At 71.2% G+C, this 16681-nt stretch carries 15 protein-coding genes; 10 read left to right on the top strand and 5 right to left on the bottom strand.

Translation table 11 applies throughout. The features are described from left to right. Window positions 1-6 precede the first annotated feature (6 nt). From uvrC to F4562_RS05050, 9 genes are all read left to right on the top strand, one after another. Window positions 7-1938: an excinuclease ABC subunit UvrC gene (gene uvrC, locus F4562_RS05090; protein WP_184548343.1), complete on the top strand. Its 1932-nt coding sequence runs from the start codon at window positions 7-9 to the stop codon at window positions 1936-1938. Continuing rightward, a complete protein-coding gene (gene rapZ / locus F4562_RS05085) occupies window positions 1935-2807 on the top strand; it encodes an RNase adapter RapZ (RefSeq protein ID WP_184548166.1) in 873 nt (290 codons plus the stop codon). Before uvrC ends, rapZ begins: the two co-directional genes overlap by 4 nt. A gap of 203 nt (window positions 2808-3010) precedes the next feature. Next, a complete protein-coding gene (locus tag F4562_RS05080; protein ID WP_184548345.1) occupies window positions 3011-3919 on the top strand; it encodes a gluconeogenesis factor YvcK family protein in 909 nt (302 codons plus the stop codon). A 93-nt stretch (window positions 3920-4012) separates the two neighbouring features. Beyond that, window positions 4013-4993 (top strand): DNA-binding protein WhiA, encoded by a 981-nt coding sequence (whiA, locus tag F4562_RS05075; RefSeq protein WP_184548168.1) that lies wholly within the window; start codon window positions 4013-4015, stop codon window positions 4991-4993. Window positions 4994-5587: 594 nt separating this feature from the next. Continuing rightward, window positions 5588-6592: a type I glyceraldehyde-3-phosphate dehydrogenase gene (gene gap / locus F4562_RS05070; RefSeq protein ID WP_184548170.1), complete on the top strand. Its 1005-nt coding sequence runs from the start codon at window positions 5588-5590 to the stop codon at window positions 6590-6592. Next, window positions 6592-7782 carry a phosphoglycerate kinase gene (locus F4562_RS05065; RefSeq protein WP_184548172.1) on the top strand — a complete coding sequence of 397 codons (1191 nt, stop codon included), beginning with the start codon at window positions 6592-6594 and terminating at the stop codon, window positions 7780-7782. The genes gap and F4562_RS05065 overlap by 1 nt, the downstream gene beginning before the upstream one ends. Window positions 7783-7798: 16 nt before the next feature. Further along, window positions 7799-8587, top strand: coding sequence for a triose-phosphate isomerase (tpiA, locus tag F4562_RS05060; RefSeq protein WP_184548174.1), 789 nt, complete (start codon window positions 7799-7801; stop codon window positions 8585-8587). A gap of 133 nt (window positions 8588-8720) precedes the next feature. After that, window positions 8721-8951 (top strand): preprotein translocase subunit SecG, encoded by a 231-nt coding sequence (gene secG / locus F4562_RS05055; protein WP_184548176.1) that lies wholly within the window; start codon window positions 8721-8723, stop codon window positions 8949-8951. A 78-nt stretch (window positions 8952-9029) separates the two neighbouring features. After that, window positions 9030-9377 carry an RNA polymerase-binding protein RbpA gene (locus tag F4562_RS05050; protein WP_184548179.1) on the top strand — a complete coding sequence of 116 codons (348 nt, stop codon included), beginning with the start codon at window positions 9030-9032 and terminating at the stop codon, window positions 9375-9377. 162 nt (window positions 9378-9539) lie between these two features. On the opposite strand, the gene ybiA is transcribed toward F4562_RS05050, so the two are convergent. After that, window positions 9540-10013: a riboflavin biosynthesis intermediates N-glycosidase gene (gene ybiA / locus F4562_RS05045; RefSeq protein ID WP_184548181.1), complete on the bottom strand. Its 474-nt coding sequence runs from the start codon at window positions 10011-10013 to the stop codon at window positions 9540-9542. A gap of 119 nt (window positions 10014-10132) precedes the next feature. Then, window positions 10133-10804, bottom strand: coding sequence for an ATP-binding protein (locus tag F4562_RS05040; RefSeq protein ID WP_184548183.1), 672 nt, complete (start codon window positions 10802-10804; stop codon window positions 10133-10135). A gap of 266 nt (window positions 10805-11070) precedes the next feature. Between F4562_RS05040 and F4562_RS05035 the strand changes: the two genes are divergently transcribed. After that, window positions 11071-12462, top strand: a complete 1392-nt coding sequence (locus F4562_RS05035) for a helix-turn-helix domain-containing protein (protein WP_184548185.1) — start codon at window positions 11071-11073, stop codon at window positions 12460-12462. A gap of 57 nt (window positions 12463-12519) precedes the next feature. Here the strand turns inward: F4562_RS05035 and F4562_RS05030 are convergent, their stop codons facing one another. The 3 genes from F4562_RS05030 to F4562_RS05020 form a co-directional block, all read right to left on the bottom strand. Then, a complete protein-coding gene (locus F4562_RS05030) occupies window positions 12520-13335 on the bottom strand; it encodes an MBL fold metallo-hydrolase (RefSeq protein WP_184548187.1) in 816 nt (271 codons plus the stop codon). A gap of 136 nt (window positions 13336-13471) precedes the next feature. Continuing rightward, entirely contained in the window at window positions 13472-15085 is a 1614-nt protein-coding gene (locus F4562_RS05025) for an amidohydrolase (protein WP_184548189.1), read from the bottom strand. Between the two features lie 40 nt (window positions 15086-15125). Then, complete coding sequence (locus F4562_RS05020) at window positions 15126-16526, bottom strand: NAD(P)/FAD-dependent oxidoreductase (protein WP_184548191.1); 1401 nt, start codon at window positions 16524-16526, stop codon at window positions 15126-15128. Window positions 16527-16681: the final 155 nt, after the last annotated feature.

Here is a 16681-nt window from a genome sequence, read left to right as displayed (position 1 = left end):
AGATCTGTGAACGGTCCGGTGGGTTTCCGGCCGAAGCCGGGGTCGATCCCCGAATCCCCCGGTGTCTACCGGTTCAAAGACGCCGAAGGCCGGGTCATCTACGTGGGCAAGGCCAAGAGCCTCCGCCAGCGCCTCAACTCCTACTTCGCCGACTTCGCGGGCCTCCATCCGCGCACCCAGACCATGCTCACGACCGCCGTCGGCGTCGACTGGACGGTCGTCGGCACCGAGGTCGAGGCCCTCCAGCTCGAATACTCCTGGATCAAGGAGTACGACCCGCGGTTCAACGTCAAATACCGCGACGACAAGTCCTATCCCTACCTCGCGGTCACCATGGGGGAGGAGTTCCCCCGGGTCCAGGTGCTGCGCGGGGCCAAGCGCAAGGGCACCCGTTACTTCGGTCCCTACTCCCACGCCTGGGCGATCCGGGAGACCGTCGACCTGCTGCTCCGGGTCTTCCCGATCAGGAGCTGCTCGACGGGCGTGTTCCGCCGGGCGGGGCAGATCGGCCGCCCGTGCCTGCTGGGCTACATCGACAAGTGCTCCGCCCCCTGCGTCAGCCGGGTCACCGCCGAGGAGCACCGCGGGCTGGCCGAGGATTTCTGCGACTTCATGGCGGGCAACACCGGCCGGTTCATCAAGCGGCTGGAGCGTGAGATGCGCGAGGCCGCCGCAGAGCAGGAGTACGAGCGGGCCGCCCGGCTGCGCGACGACGTCCAGGCGCTCCAGCGGGCGATGGAGAAGCAGGCCGTGGTGCTCGGCGACAACACCGACTGCGACGTGATCGCCCTGGCGGAGGATCCGCTGGAGGCGGCGGTCCACGTCTTCTACGTCCGCGGCGGGCGGATCAGGGGGCAGCGCGGCTGGGTGGTCGACAAGGTCGAGGAGACCGGTCCAGGGGAGCTGGTCGAGCAGTTCCTGCTGCAGATGTACGGCGACGCCGCCGCGGAGTCGCTGCCCAGGGAGGTGCTGGTCCCCGCGCCGCCGCCGGACGCCGAGGCGGTCGCCGAGCTGCTGAGCGAGCACCGCGGGGCCCGGGTGGAGATCAGGGTTCCGCAGCGCGGAGACAAGAGGTCGCTGCTGGAGACCGTCGAGCGCAACGCCAAGGAGGCGCTCAACCAGCACAAGCTCAAGCGGGCCAGCGACCTGACCTCGCGCAGCAGGGCGCTGCAGGAGGTCGCCGACGCCCTCGGTCTCGACCAGGTGCCGTTGCGCATCGAGTGTTACGACGTCTCCCACATCCAGGGCACCAACGTGGTGGCCTCGATGGTGGTGTTCGAGGACGGCCTGGCCCGCAAGAGCGAGTACCGCAGGTTCGCCGTGCGCTCCGCCGAGGGCGACGTGGCCTCCATCCACGAGGTGATCTCACGCCGGTTCAAGCGCTATCTGGAGGAGCGTTCCGCCACCGGTGACCTCGACGCCGACGCCGGGGCGGAGCCGGGTGGGGAGCAGCCCTCCGGCATCGACCCGGAGACCGGCAGGCCGCGCAAGTTCGCCTACCCGCCGCACCTGGTCGTCGTCGACGGCGGCCCGGCCCAGGCGGCCGCCGCCCGCAGGGCCCTCGACGAGCTGGGCGTGGACGACGTGGCGGTCTGCGGCCTGGCCAAGCGGCTGGAGGAGGTCTGGCTCCCCGGAGATGACCTGCCGGTGATCCTGCCCCGCTCCAGCGAGGCCCTTTACCTGCTTCAGCGGGTACGCGACGAAGCTCACCGCTTCGCCATCGCCTACCATCGGTCCAAGCGGTCGAAGAGTGTTCAGCAGAGTGCTCTGGACGAGGTCCCCGGTCTCGGCCCGGCCCGCAGGCAGGCGCTGATCAAACATTTCGGATCGGTCAAACGGCTGCGGGAGGCGACCGCGGCGCAGATCTGCGAGGTCCCCGGGATCGGCCCCTCGACGGCCGAGACGATCGTGTCGGCCTTGAAGGGGCAGAACCCATGAGCGAGAGAGACACAGCCTTCGTCGTCGTCACCGGCATGTCCGGGGCGGGGCGGAGCACCGCCGCGAAGGCCCTGGAAGACCTGGGCTGGTTCGTCATCGACAACCTGCCGCCGGGCCTGTTGTTCGCCATGGCCGAGGAGGCCGGGCGGGTCAAGCTCGCCGCCGACAAGGTGGCCGCGGTCGTCGACGTGCGGAGCCTGGCTTTCACCACCGACCTCAACACCGCGATCGAGGAGCTGGAGGGGCGCGGCGTCGGCGTGCGCGTGGTGTTCCTGGAGGCCAGCGACGAGGAACTGGTCCGCAGGTTCGAGAACGTCCGCCGCCCCCACCCGCTCCAGGGCGACGGCCGCCTGGTCGACGGCATCGCGCGGGAACGGGGCATCCTGCGTGAGGTCCGGGCCAACGCCGACCTGGTGATCGACACCTCCAACCTCAACGTCCACGAGCTGCGCGGCAAGATCGTTGCCTTCTTCGGCGGCGAGAACCGGCCCGGGCTCCGTGTCAACGTGGTCTCCTTCGGTTACAAGTACGGCCTGCCGGTCGACGCCGACCTGGTCGTCGACTGCCGGTTCCTGCCCAATCCCCACTGGGTGCCCGAGCTTCGTCCGATGAACGGCCTCGACACTCCCGTACGGGAGTACGTTCTCAACCAAGCGGGTGCGAAGGAGCTCCTCGACGCCTACGAGGAGGTGCTGGGCATCATCGCCTCCGGCTACACCCGCGAGGGCAAGAGCTACGCCACGCTCGCCGTCGGCTGCACCGGCGGCAAGCACCGCAGCGTCGCCATGGCCGAGCAGATCGCCGTGCGGTTGCGGGACCGGGGTGGCATGGACGTGCAGGTGAGTCATCGGGATGTGGGCCGGGAGTGAATGAGGGTCTCGAGCACGGGCCGGGAGCGGCCGAAGGTTTCGAATACGGGCCGGGAGCGGACGGGGGCTCCGAGTACGGGACGGCAACAGCCCGGGGCCCCGGGTACGGCCCGCGGGCGGACGGGGGGCCCGAGTACGGGACGGCGACAGCCCGGGGTCCCGAATACGGGCCGCAGGCGGACGGGGGCCCCAAGGTCGTCGCGCTGGGCGGCGGACACGGGCTCTACGCCTCGCTGTCGGCGTTACGCAGGGTCGCCTCGCAGCTGACGGCGGTGGTCACGGTCGCCGATGACGGGGGGTCGAGCGGTCGGCTCCGCCGTGAGCTCGGTGTGCTGCCCCCGGGAGACCTGAGGATGGCCCTGGCCGCGCTGTGCGGTGACGACGACTGGGGCCGCACCTGGAGCGAGGTCGTCCAGCACCGTTTCCGCAGCGAGGGCGATCTGCACGGTCACGCGGTCGGCAATCTGCTGATCGTGGCCCTGTGGGAGCGCCTGGGCGACACGGTCGCCGGGCTCGACTGGGTCGGGCGGTTGCTGGGCGCGCACGGCCGGGTGCTGCCGATGTCGTCGGTGCCGCTCGACATCGTCGCCGAGGTGGAGCTGGACGGGCTGGTGAGCACGGTGCGCGGCCAGGTGGCCTGCGCGCTGACCCCCGGCAGGGTCCGGGCCATCTCACTGGTGCCGGCCGACCCGCCCGCGTGCGCCGAGGCCGTCGAGGCGGTCCGTTCCGCCGACTGGGTGATCTTCGGGCCCGGTTCCTGGTTCACCAGCGTGCTGCCCCACCTGATGGTGCCGGAGCTGGCCGAGGCGCTGCACGACACGCGCGCCCGCAGGCTGGTGGCGCTGAACCTGGCACCTCAGCCCGGCGAGACCGACGGGTTCTCCCCGCAGAAACACCTGGAGGTGCTGCGGGAGCACGCGCCTTCCCTGGAGGTCGACGTGGTCCTCGCCGACACCGGGGTGGCCGACGACCGGGAGGAACTGGAGAAGGCCGCGGCCGGATTCGGCGGGAGGCTGGTGCTGGCCCCCGTCGCCGAGCGGGACGGCTCCCCGCGACACGATGCGCAACGTCTTGCCTCCGTCCTGGACGAGATTTTCCGTGAGAAGCGTTGATCCTGGTCAGCGGTGCTTGGGAGTGCGAGAAACTTCTGTGAGCCTGACGTATCTCGGGCCGCATGGGGTCTGTATGGGGGAGGACGAACGCACATGGCGATGACAGGTGTGGTGAAGGACGAGCTGAGCAGGCTGCCGGTCCTGAAGCCTTGCTGCCGTAAGGCCGAGGTGTCGACGCTCCTTCGCTTCGCGAGCGGGTTGCACCTGGTGAGCGGACGGATCGTGATCGAGGCCGAGCTCGACACCAATGTCACCGCCCGGCGGCTCATCAAGGACATCGGCGAGGTCTTCGGGCACAAGGCGGAGGTGCTCGTGCTGGCCCCCGCCGGGTTGCGCAAGGGCTCGCGTTATCTCGTCCGGGTCTACCGCGACGGTGAGGCGCTCGCCCGGCAGACCGGCCTGATCGACAACCACGGCCGGCCGGTCCGCGGTCTGCCGCGCCAGGTCGTCGCCGGGGCGACCTGTGACGCCGAGGCCGCCTGGAGGGGGGCGTTCCTGGCGCACGGCTCGCTGACCGAGCCGGGGCGCTCCATGTCGCTGGAGGTCACCTGTCCCGGTCCGGAGGCCGCGCTGGCGCTGGTCGGATCGGCCCGGAGGCTGAAGATCCACGCCAAGGCCCGCGAGGTCCGCGGCGTCGACCGGGTCGTGGTCCGCGACGGCGACGCCATCGGCGCCCTGCTGACCCGGCTGGGGGCCCACGACAGCGTGCTGGCCTGGGAGGAGCGGCGGATGCGCCGCGAGGTCCGGGCGACGGCCAACCGGCTGGCCAACTTCGACGACGCCAACCTGCGCCGCTCCGCCCGCGCCGCGGTCGCCGCGGGCGCCAGGGTCCAGCGCGCTCTGGAGATCCTCGGTGAGGACGCCCCCGAGCACCTGGTGGTCGCCGGCCGCCTGCGGGTGGAGCACAAGCAGGCGTCCCTGGAGGAGCTCGGGCAGCTCGCCGACCCGCCGTTGACCAAGGACGCCATCGCGGGCCGTATCCGCCGGCTGCTGGCCATGGCCGACAAGCGTGCCCAGGACATCGGCATCCCCAACACCGAGGCCAACCTCACCGTCGACATGCTGGCCCCGTAGGGCCTCTTCGCCCGCCCGGCGCGCCGGGCGCCTCCCGGGACGCCGCGGGTACGCCATCGGGGGAGCCGTGCCCCCGGGGGACGTTTGGGCACGCCAGCCGGGGACGCCCCGAAACGCGTGGGTCACGCCGGGAGGCCGTGGGCCTGATCCCGGGAGCCGCACTCCCGGAAGACGCCTGGGCACGCCAGCCGGGGACGCCCGCCGAGACGCGCGAGCGCTACGGCCCCGGGACGCCCGGACACGCCCCTTCGAGACGCGCGAGCACGCCCCGGGGAGCCGCCCCCGAAACGCCCTCCGAGACGCGCGAGCATGCCCGCGAGAGGTGCTCGGGTACGCCCCGGGAGCCGGGCGGCCGGAGACGGATCGTCGTCCGTGACAGCGGATTTTCCAGGGGATGGACGCGTTTGAAGGGGCGATTCGGGCACTTCGCTTGAACGGTGCGATACACGTTCATGGGGTGGGGAATGCCGAAGGCCACCCCACCAGTGGTCTACACCAATTTGGGTCCGATAGGGTGCGTGGTTGAGGTTCCAGCCCGCCCCAAGCCGCCGGGTTCCACCGGCCGGCGCACCGACGTACGAGGAGATCTGCACAGTGAGCATCCGCGTAGGGGTCAACGGATTCGGCCGCATCGGCCGCAACTTCTGGCGTGCGGTCGCTGCCAGCGGCAAGGACATCGAGATCGTTGCGGTCAACGACCTGACCGACAACGCTACGCTCGCCCACCTGCTCAAGTACGACAGCATCCTCGGCCGCCTGCCTTACGAGGTGAAGAGCACCGCCGACGAGATCATCGTGGACGGCAAGGCGATCAAGGTGTTCGCCGAGCGCGACCCGGCCAAGCTGCCCTGGGGCGACCTGGGCGTGGACGTCGTGGTCGAGTCCACCGGCCTGTTCACCGACGCCACCAAGGCCCGGGTGCACGCCGACAACGGTGCCAAGAAGGTCATCATCTCGGCCCCGGCCAAGAACGAGGACGTCACCATCGTGATGGGCGTCAACCACGACAAGTACGACCCGGCCCAGCACACGATCATCTCCAACGCGTCCTGCACCACCAACTGCCTGGCCCCTATGGCCAAGGTCATCAACGACACCTTCGGCATCGAGAAGGGTCTGATGACCACCATCCACGCCTACACGCAGGACCAGAACCTGCAGGACGGCCCGCACAAGGACCTGCGCCGTGCACGCGCCGCCGCGTTGAACATCGTGCCGACCTCGACCGGCGCGGCCAAGGCCATCGGCCTGGTGCTGCCCGAGCTCAAGGGCAGGCTCGACGGCTACGCGCTGCGCGTGCCGATCCCCACCGGCTCGGCCACGGACCTCACCGTCGAGGTCGGCCGCGAGACCACCGTCGAGGAGGTCAACGCCGCGCTCAAGGCGGCGGCCGAGGGTGAGCTCAAGGGGTACCTCACCTACACCGAGGACCCGATCGTCTCCAGCGACATCGTCACCGACCCGTCGTCCTGCATCTTCGACGCAGGCCTCACCAAGGTGACCGGCAACCAGGTCAAGGTCGTCGGCTGGTACGACAACGAGTGGGGCTACTCCAACCGTCTCGTGGACCTCATCGAGCTGGTCGGTCGCGGCGTCTGATGAAGGACCTGTCCGAGTTCGACGTGGCGGGTCGGCGCGTCCTCGTCCGTGCCGACCTCAACGTCCCCCTCGACGGGGACGTCATCACCGACGACGGCCGCATCCGCGCCTCGGTGCCGACGATCAGGGAGCTCGCCGGCAAGGGAGCGCGTGTGATCGTCACGGCTCACCTGGGCCGTCCCAAGGGCCGGCCCAACCCCGAGTACTCACTGGCCCCGGTCGCCGAACGCCTGGGTGAGCTCCTGGGCGCCGACGTCGCCTTCGCCACGGACGTGGTCGGGGAGTCGGCGCGGGCCACCGTGGAGGCGCTCCAGGACGGGCAGGTGGCGCTGCTGGAGAACCTGCGCTTCGAGCCCGGCGAGGAGTCCAAGGACGACGCCGAGCGCGCGGCGTTCGCCGAGAAGCTGGCCGCCCTCGCCGACCTGTACGTGGGCGACGGCTTCGGCGCGGTGCACCGCAAGCACGCCAGCGTCTACGACGTGCCCGGCCTGCTGCCGCACGCGGCCGGTCAGCTGGTGCTGGCCGAGGTCCGGGTGCTGGAGAAGCTGACCGAGGCTCCCGAGCGGCCGTACGCCGTGGTGCTGGGCGGAGCCAAGGTCTCCGACAAGCTCGGCGTCATCGGCAACCTGCTCACCAAGGTCGATCGGCTGCTGATCGGCGGCGGGATGGCCTACACCTTCCTGAAGGCGCAGGGCTACGAGGTCGGCCGGTCGCTGCTCCAGGAGGACCAGCTCGACCAGGTGCGCGGTTTCCTCGACGAGGCGGCCAAGCGCGGCGTGGAGCTCGTCCTCCCGGTCGACGTGCTGGCGGCCGTGGAGTTCGCCGAGGACACCGAGTACGAAGTGGTGGACGTCACCGCGATCCCGGCCGACCGGCAGGGTCTCGACATCGGCCCGCGCACCCGCGAGCTGTTCGCGGGCAAGCTGGCCGACGCCCGCACCGTGTTCTGGAACGGCCCGATGGGCGTCTTCGAGTTCGAGGCGTTCTCCGGCGGGACCCGCGCGGTCGCCGAGGCGCTGATCGGGTCGGAGGCCTTCACGGTCGTCGGCGGCGGCGACTCCGCGGCCGCGGTGCGCCGGCTCGGCCTGCCCGAGGACGGCTTCTCGCACATCTCCACCGGCGGCGGCGCCAGCCTGGAGTACCTGGAGGGCAAGACCCTGCCCGGCCTCGTCGCCCTGGAGGACAAGTGAACCGGTTCGGTGACCGATGAGCGCCACCACGCGTAAGCCGCTCATCGCCGGCAACTGGAAGATGAACCTCAACCACCTTGAGGCCATCGCGCACACCCAGAAGCTGGCGTTCGCGCTCAACGACAAGGACTTCGACAAGGTCGACGTGGCGGTGCTGCCCCCGTTCACCGACCTGCGCAGCGTGCAGACCCTCGTGGACGGCGACAAGCTGCGCATCGTCTACGGCGCGCAGGACCTGTCGGCGCACGACGGCGGCGCCTACACCGGGGAGATCTCCGGAGCCATGCTCGCCAAGCTCGGGTGCTCCTTCGTCACCGTCGGCCACTCCGAGCGGCGCCAGTACCACGGCGAGGACGACGACGTCGTCAACGCCAAGGTGCTGGCGGCCTACCGGCACGGGCTCACCCCCATCGTGTGCGTGGGGGAGGGCCTGCCCGTCCGCCAGGCGGGCGGGCAGGTGTCCTTCAGCGTCTCGCAGCTCGACGGGGCGTTGCGCAAGGTCACCGCGGAGCAGGCCGCGTCGGTGGTGCTCGCCTACGAGCCGGTGTGGGCGATCGGCACCGGTGAGGTGGCGACGCCCGACGACGCCCAGGAGGTCTGCGGAGCGCTTCGGGCCCGACTCGCCGAGCTGTATGACGCCGAAGTGGCCGCCGGGGTACGTATCCTTTACGGTGGGTCGGTCAAGTCTGACAACATCACCGGCATCATGGCCCAGCCCGATGTCGACGGTGCCCTGGTCGGCGGCGCGAGCCTCGATCCCGGGGAGTTCGTCAAGCTATGCCGTTTCGGTGAAATGTCCGGCTGACTGAGCCATTCGGGGGGTGTGACTTGACAGCAGGTCATACCCTCTTAGAGCAGGTTTGAATCGTCACGCCTCAGGCGTCACACAAGGGTCGTGCCCGGACGCGGGTCACGCGCACATAGGGAACAGGTCAACGGTGACAATCGGAATCTCCATCGCCCTCATCCTGTCGAGCTCGCTGATGGTGCTGCTCGTCCTGCTCCACAAGGGCAAGGGCGGCGGCCTTTCGGATCTGTTCGGTGGCGGTTTCTCGTCGTCGTTCGGAGGGTCCTCGGTGGTCGAGCGCAACCTCGACAGGCTCACCATTATCACCGGTGTGGTCTGGTTCGTGTGCATCATCGCGCTTGGCCTGCTCCTGAAGCCCTGACCTGGGCTCAGACAGGCGTGACAGTGGTTCAGTGCCCCGCATCTCAAGCGGCGGGGCCATCGAGCGAGGAGTTCATCCGTGGGTAGTGGCAACGCGATCCGTGGCAGCCGTGTCGGTGCCGGCCCGATGGGGGAGGCGGAGCGCGGCGAGGCGGCTCCCCGCGTGCGGGTCCCCTTCTGGTGCGCCAACATGCATGTGACGCGTCCCAGCTTCGCCAGCGACGCGGCCGTTCCCGAGTTCTGGGACTGCCCCCGGTGCGGCCTCCCGGCCGGTCAGGATGAGGCCAACCCGCCCGCGCCGCCGCGCAACGAGCCTTACAAGACGCACCTCGCGTACGTCAAGGAGCGGCGCAGCGACAAGGACGGCGCCCAGATCCTGGCCGAGGCGCTGGAGCGGCTGCGCTCCTCCTCTCGCCCGATCTACTAGCACCGCCCGCCGTCCGGGCACGCACCGCCTCGCCGGTCGCGCCTGTACGGCACCGCGGACACCGTCACACCGGTGGCCGCACGCTTCATGAGACCCCCGCGGGATGCCGCGGGGGTCTTTCGCATGCGGCGGTCGTGCCGCGTGTGCCCGCCGCCGCTCGGTTCACCGTCGGGGCCCGCGGTCAGGTGCCCCGTCGGGGCCGGCGCGGAGCCGGCCGCGGGTGCGCATCAGGATCCGGCCGAGCATGTTCTTCCCGGTCCCCGTTCTGCCGCGGCCCCAATAGTGGTCGGACGTCGTGTCCTCGACGATCTCCTCGTCCCCGGTGGACAGCAGGATCTCGCGGATGTCGGCGTGCGCGCGGAACTTGGCCGCCACGGCACGGCGCATCACATCGTCTTTCACCCGCTCCCAGTCACGCCGCAACGGGCGGGACCGGTCACGGCCCAGTTCCGCGGCGCGCAGCGGGGTGCGGGCCTGACGGATGAGGACGGCATGTCGGGTACCGGGGAACTTCTGTGCCTGGAAGTAGTGCTCCGTGGTCGGCCACCAGTGCCCGTCGAGGTTCACACCGTGGGCGGAGAAATTGGAGAAGCAGCCATAGGGGGCTTCGTCGGCACCATAAAAGTAGATCGTCATCTGGACCCTCGCGGCAGTCGTGGGAATCGCACGCTGCCAGGCGCCGTCGTGCGATCGCAAATGATTTCCCGGTCCGGGTTCAGCCCGCACTCCGCCGACGGCCCGGCGAACCTTCCCGGTCACGGGCGGAGGCGGGGCCGGTGGTCGGGGTCCGGTCGGGGTGGGCCGGTCAGCCGGGTGCCCGAGCGGGTGGGGAGGGCGAAAGCGACGGCCTTGGCCGGTGCCCCGGTGGAGGCCGTCGTGAGGTAGGCGCGGCAGTGGCCCAGGGAGAGCTCGCGCACCAGGACCAGGCCCCGGCCGCTCTCGGCGAGCGGGTCCGGGGCGGCCGGTGGCCGGGAGCGGCCGAGGAGGGCGGGAATCCAGCCCAGGTCGGGATCGCCGTCGAGGAGTTCGCACCACACGGGAACCCCGGCGAGGCGCAGCAGGCGGAGCTCGTACGGTGGGTGGGCGTGCCGCTCGCAGTTGGCGGCGAGCTCGGCCGCGGCCGTCTCGGCGTCGGCGACGTCGTCGGGGGAGACACCCGCCGCCCGGAGCACCTCGCGTACGACGGCGCGGGCCCGGCGCGACGCCGAGCCGGGGTGCAGGGCCGTCACCGACACGCCGGCGGCGCCGGGACGGGCCTCCGCCGGAGTCCCGGGGGCGGCCTTCCCGCCGGGAAGGAGTGGGCGTGCGGGGCGGGCACCGGACGGGTGCCCGGCGTGGGTGCCGCCCGGGTGCCCGGTGCGCGCATCGGTCGGGTGTTCGGCGTGGGGGCCGGGTGGGTTCGCCGGGGCGTCGGGGGCCGGTCGCATGTGGGCACTTCCCTTGCTCGTGGCGGTGCGGGTGGCCGCCGGGGCGTTCGTGATGGCTGCGACCAGCAGGAGACGCCATCGGGCGGGCAGGAGGGCAGGGCCGGGTGTGGGCGTAGGGGATCGTCCCGCGAGCCGGCGTGGGGGAGGGCCGTCGCCGTTCGCCTCGTGGGCCGTCGCGACCGGTGGTCGTTTTCCGGTCGTTCCCGCCGCCGGTCGACGCGCGGGGGCGGATGTGATGACAATAGGTAGCTGATATGTGACCTAAAGTGATCGAGGTGGGTGTGGGCGGGACGGGACGGGACGAAGGGCGTCCGGAGCTGGCGCGGGCCCGCAGGCGACTGGGCCTGAGCCAGGACGCCATGGCGGAGGCGCTGTGGGTGTCGCCGACGACGTGGAGCCGCTGGGAGCGGGGGCGGCAGGAGATCCGGCCGGTGTACCGGGCACGGATGGCCCAGGTGTTCGGGGTGGACCCGGCCGAGGTCGAACGGTGGATCGAGGGCGGGCAGCCGGTCGATACGGAAGCCTGGCTGGTGCCGGACTTCAGCGACCTGTCGCTCGCGGCTACGGTCGAGGCGGCCGGGCGACTGTGGAGGTGCGATGTGGATCCGGATCGGCGCCGGGTGCTGGCCGCGCTGCCGTTCGTCCCGGCGGCGCTGGGCGGGTGGCTGGCGGAGTGGAGCTACGGTGCGCCGGTCACGTCGAGGGCGTATCAGGGATCCGGGCCTGCGGTCGGGCTCTCCGACGTCCGGCGGATCATCGAGGCACGAGAGGCTTTCGGGCAGATGGACCACCGGTTCGGAGCGGGAATGATCCGCCCCGCCGTGGTGGACTACCTGCACAGCACGGTGGCTCCGATGCTGCGCGGCCGTTACGACGACGAGGTCGGGGCCGCGCTGATGACGGCGGCGGCCGGGATGACCCTTCAGGCGGGCTGGACCGCCTTCGACCTGGGACGCCACGGCCAGGCCCAGCACTACTTCGGGCAGGCGCTCACACTGGCGAAGGCCGGTGACGACCCGTTGACCGGCGCCTGGGTCCTGACGACGATGACGGTCCAGTCGATCTACCTGGAGCAGCCCGCCTGGGCGGTGCGGCTGGCCCGAGCCGCCGTCGATTCGGCCCGCCGGGCCCAGGCGCCGCCGCGCGTCATGGCCGAGCTGCTGAGCAGGGAAGCCTGGGCGACGGCCCTTCAGGTGAGCATGAGCGACACCGCTGACCGTCACGGTGCCAGACGAGTCGAGCGGTTGCTCGCCGAGGTCGAGCGGTTGCACACCCAGGGCACCACCGATCGGGATCCGACCTGGGTTGCCTGGTTCGAGTCGACGGAGCCCGTCGCGGAGGCGGGTATCTGCTGGTCGCTCATCGGCGAGCACTCACGAGGTGTCGCCTGTGCGGAGGCTGTGCTGCGTGAGTACGACGAGCGTCGCACCCGGTCGGCTCAGCTCAGCCGGGTGAGCGCCGCCGAGGCGTACCTGGGTCTCGGAGAGCTGGAGCGGGCCGTCGACTCGGCGCGGGCCGCGGTCCCGATGGCCAGGTCGCTGACCTCGCCCCGCCTGGTCGGACGCATCCGGAGGTTCGCCGGCCGCCTCGACCCGTACGGCACGACCGTCCAGGTCAGGGAGTTCCGCTCCTTCCTGGACGCCGAGCTCGCCCGCTGAGCGCAGGGTCCCCGGACCCCGCCGGTCAGGTGCCGTCCGTCCCGGGAGCCGGTGCCTTCACTTCTCGGCGTCGTCCAGGGCGAAGCGCAGGTAGCGGTCGGCGGAGCGGCGGACGGCCTCGGCGCCGTCGGTGTGCACGACCCGCCCCCACCAGGCGCCGTAGACGCGCTCGAAGGCGTACGGCTCCAGCAGCGACAGGGCACGGCGGATCGTCCCGGGACGCTCGGGGATGAGGTTGGGGTAGCTGTACATGAAGCTCACCCAGCGCCGGTCGCCCACCACGTGGACGATGTCGCCGGAGAACAGCGCGCCGCGTCCCTCCTCGCCGTCACGCCAGTGCAGCACCTGGCCGCCGTCGAAGTGCACGCCCGCGTTGACCAGGGTCAGCCCCTCACGGATCTCCAGTGTGTCGCCCTCCCAGAAGACCACCGACTCGTCGGGGCGGGCCACCCACGCGCGGTCGGCCGCGTGGACGTACACCGGCGCGTCGAACGCGTGGGCCCACTCGACCATGGAGCCGTAGAAGTGCGGGTGGCTGATCGCGATGGCGTCGATGCCGCCGAGCTCCTCCACCTGCCTGATCGTGTCGTCGTCCAGGTGGGTCACCATGTCCCAGAGCACGTTCCCGGCGGGGGTGCGCACCAGCAGTGCCCGCTGCCCGATGGCCGTGGCGGGGTCGGCGCCGATCCCGACCACCCCGTCGCCCTCCTCGGCGACCTTCGGCCGGTGCCCGGAGCGGCGCAGTTCGTTCAGGGAGGTCCACCGCTGGCCCTCCCAGCCCACGTACTGCCGTTCGTCCTCGCAGATCGGGCAGTTCTCCCGCGGCCCGCCGTACTGGACCCCGCAGGTCACGCAGATGGGCAGATCGTTCACGGTGTCCTCCCCGGAGACGGCCCCCGCCCCGTGCGGGGCGGGGGTTTCGGCAGGCCTTTCCCGCACGGTAGCGGGTCCCTCCGGGGGACGGGACGCGGCCCGGCCCCCCGGAGGGCCGGCGGGAGGAGACGCCGGGTCAGCGCCGGTAGACCTGCTCGCCGCCGACGAAGGTCATGGCCACTTCCGTCCGCCAGATGTCGGCCTGGGGCTCGGTGAACGGGTCGCGGTCCAGGACGACCAGGTCGGCGCGGTTGCCGGGGGTGATGCTCCCGGCCTCGTCGTCGTGGTTGATCCAGGCCGAGCCCGCGGTGTAGGCGGTCAGCGCGGTGGCCAGGTCGAGCCGCTGGCCGGGCAGGAACGGGGTCTGCGCCGTCGGGTAGCCGGCGTGCACCGAGCCGCCGGGTTCGGTGCGGTTGACCGCCACGTGCATGCCCTGGATCGGGTCGGCGTTGGAGACCGGCCAGTCGCTGCCGGCGCAGAAGCGGGCTCCGGCGCGCTGCAGGTCGGCGAACGGGTACTGCCACGACGACCGCTCCTCGCCCAGGAACGGGATGGTCAGCTCGTCCATCTGGGCGTGGTGGGTGGCCCACAGCGGTTGCAGGTTCGCGGTCACGCCGAGCCGGGCGAAGCGCGGCACGTCGGACGGCTCGATGATCTGCAGGTGCGCGATGTGGTGGCGGTTGGCCGGGTCGCTGCCCTCGAAGCTGTCCAGCGCCTCGCGGACGGCCCGCTCGCCGATCGCGTGGAAGTGCACCTGGAAGCCGTGCCGGTCCAGCTCGGCGACGTAGCCCTTGAGCAGCTCCGGGTCCACGTACGACAGGCCGGTGCCGCCGCAGCGGCAGTAGGGCTCGATCACGGCGGCGGTGAAGTTCTCCGCGATGCCGTCCTGCATGATCTTGATGGAGGTGGCGCGGAACCTCTCCAGGCCCGCGGCCGACGCGCGCCGCTCCACCAGTTCGGGGATCTGCTCGGCGCCGCGCGTGCGGTCCCACCACAGCGCTCCCACCACCCGGGCCTTGAGCGCGCCGGACGCCGCGGCCGAGACGTAGGTGGGCAGCTGGTCGTCGGAGCCCGCGTAGGAGCCGACGATGGCGTCCTGCCAGCCGGTGATGCCCTTGGAGAACAGGTAGCTCTGCGCTTCGAGCAGCGCGTCGTGCATGTCCCGCGCGGTGGGACGTGGGGTGAGCAGCCCCACCAGGTCCATCGCGCCTTCGTGCAGCACGCCGCTCGGTGTGCCGTCGGGGTCGCGCTCGATCCGCCCGTCGGCCGGGTCGGGCGTGTCGCGGGTGATCCCGGCCAGTTCCAGTGCCCGGGTGTTGACCCAGGCGGCGTGGTGGTCGCGCTGGATGAGGTAGACCGGGCGGTCGAGGAAGTCGAGCTGTGAGCGGTGCGGCAGGCCGCCGGGGAAGGCCGCCATGTCCCAGCCGCCGCCGTCGATCCACTCGTGGCCGGGGTTGGCCTCCGCGTAGGCGGCGATCCGTGCGACGTATTCGTCGAGCCCGTACTCCTCGGCCAGGTCGCACTTGGCCCGCTCCAGGCCCGCCTGGACCGGGTGGATGTGCGCGTCGGTGAAGCCGGGGGTCAGCAGGCCGCCGCCGAGGTCGACGGTCTCGTGGCCGGCGGAGGCCAGCCGGGAGACGTCGGCCTCGGAGCCGACCGCGGCGATCCGGCCGCCGCGGACCAGCACCGCCTCGGCGAAGGCGCCGGCGGCGAGGAAGACGCGGCCGCCGCGGAAGACAAGGTCACTCACTGCTGCATCATCCTCTGGTGCCGATGGGTCATGTCTCTCCTCAACGTCCGGTGATGGTGTCGGCGACGCGGGCCAATACGGAGGTCCGGCCGAGTCCGGCCTTCTCCCGGGCGTCGGCCCGGCGGTACAGGTCGTACATGGTGTGCACACCGATCCAGCGCAGCGGCTCCACCTCCCAGCCCCGCACCCGGCGGCCCACCCAGGGCAGTGACACCAGCTCGGTGTCGTGGCGCAGGATCAGGTCGCGCAGCGTACGGCCGGCGAGGTTGGTCGTGGTCACCCCGTGCCCGGTGTAGCCGCCCGCCCAGCCGATCCCGGTCGCGTGGTCCAGGTGGACGGTGGAGCACCAGTCGCGCGGCACGCCGAGCACACCGGACCACGCGTGCGCCACCTTCGACGCCCGTACCGCGGGGAACATCCCGGTCAGCAGCTCCCAGAGCGCCTCGATGGTCCAGGAGTGGGTGTGCCCACGGTCGTCGACGCGCGAGCCGTACAGGTAGGGTTTGCCGCGCCCGCCGAACGCGATGCGGCCGTCGGCGGTGCGCTGGGCGTACATGTAGTAGTGGGCCATGTCGCCGAGGAGTTCGCAGTTCTCCCAGCCGATCTCGTCCCACAGGTCGCCCAGCGGCTCGGTGACGATCATCGAACTGTTCATCGGCAGCCACGCCCGGTGGTACTGCTTCAGCTCGGCGGTGAAGCCCTCGGTCGCGCGGATGACGTAGTCGGCGCGGACCGTCCCGTGCGGGGTGCGGGCCTCGTGCGGGACGATCTCGGTGACCGGGGTCCGCTCGAAGATCTCCACTCCCAGGTCGCGCACGACCTTCGCCAGGCCGACGGCCAGCTTGGCGGGCTGGATCCTGGCGCAGTGCGGGCTCCAGATCGCGCTGACCGCGCCGGCGACCCGCAGCCGGCTCTCCCGTTCGGCCGGTTCGAGCAGCCGCACGTCCTCCTCGGTCCAGCCCCAGTGGCGTTCGTGCGCCAGGAGCTCGCGCAGCCGGCGGTCCTGGGCGGCGTTGGTGGCGACCGTGGTGACCCCGCCCTTGACGATGTCGGCGTCGACGCCCTCGGCCTCGGCGACGGTGATGACCTCGTCGATCGACTCGAACATCACCCGCTGGAGCCGCTTGGCGGCCGGTACGCCGTGCGTCTTCGCGTAGCGCTCTGCGGTGCCGGCGAGCTCGCCGACCAGCCAGCCGCCGTTGCGGCCCGACGCGCCGTAGCCTGCGAACTCCTTCTCCAGGACGACGACCCGCAGACCGGGGTCGGCCTTCTTGAGGTAGTAGGCGGTCCACAGGCCGGTGTAGCCGGCGCCGACGATGACGACGTCGGCGTCGCGGTCGCCGGGGAGAGGGGTGCCGGGGGAAGGGATGCCGAGGGAGCGGTACCAGAAGGAGACGTCTCCGTTGACGAAATCCCCAGCCAGGGGAACACGCTTACTCATGGCCTCATATCCTGCTATATCCGTGCATGGAAGCGCACTAACCAACGGAAACCGTTGTATAACCGCTGTCTTGCCGCGTAATGGGTGATCTTCCCCAAGTGTAACGACAGGCTCACTCGTGTGTAGCAGTCCCGTAACAGCGCCAGGCAAGGCTA

The organism is Streptosporangium becharense (assembly GCF_014204985.1).
In the GTDB taxonomy this organism is placed as follows: Bacteria; Actinomycetota; Actinomycetes; order Streptosporangiales; family Streptosporangiaceae; genus Streptosporangium; species Streptosporangium becharense.
The sequence above is the reverse complement of the archived record's forward strand: the minus strand, read 5'-3'. Positions and strand labels throughout refer to the sequence as shown.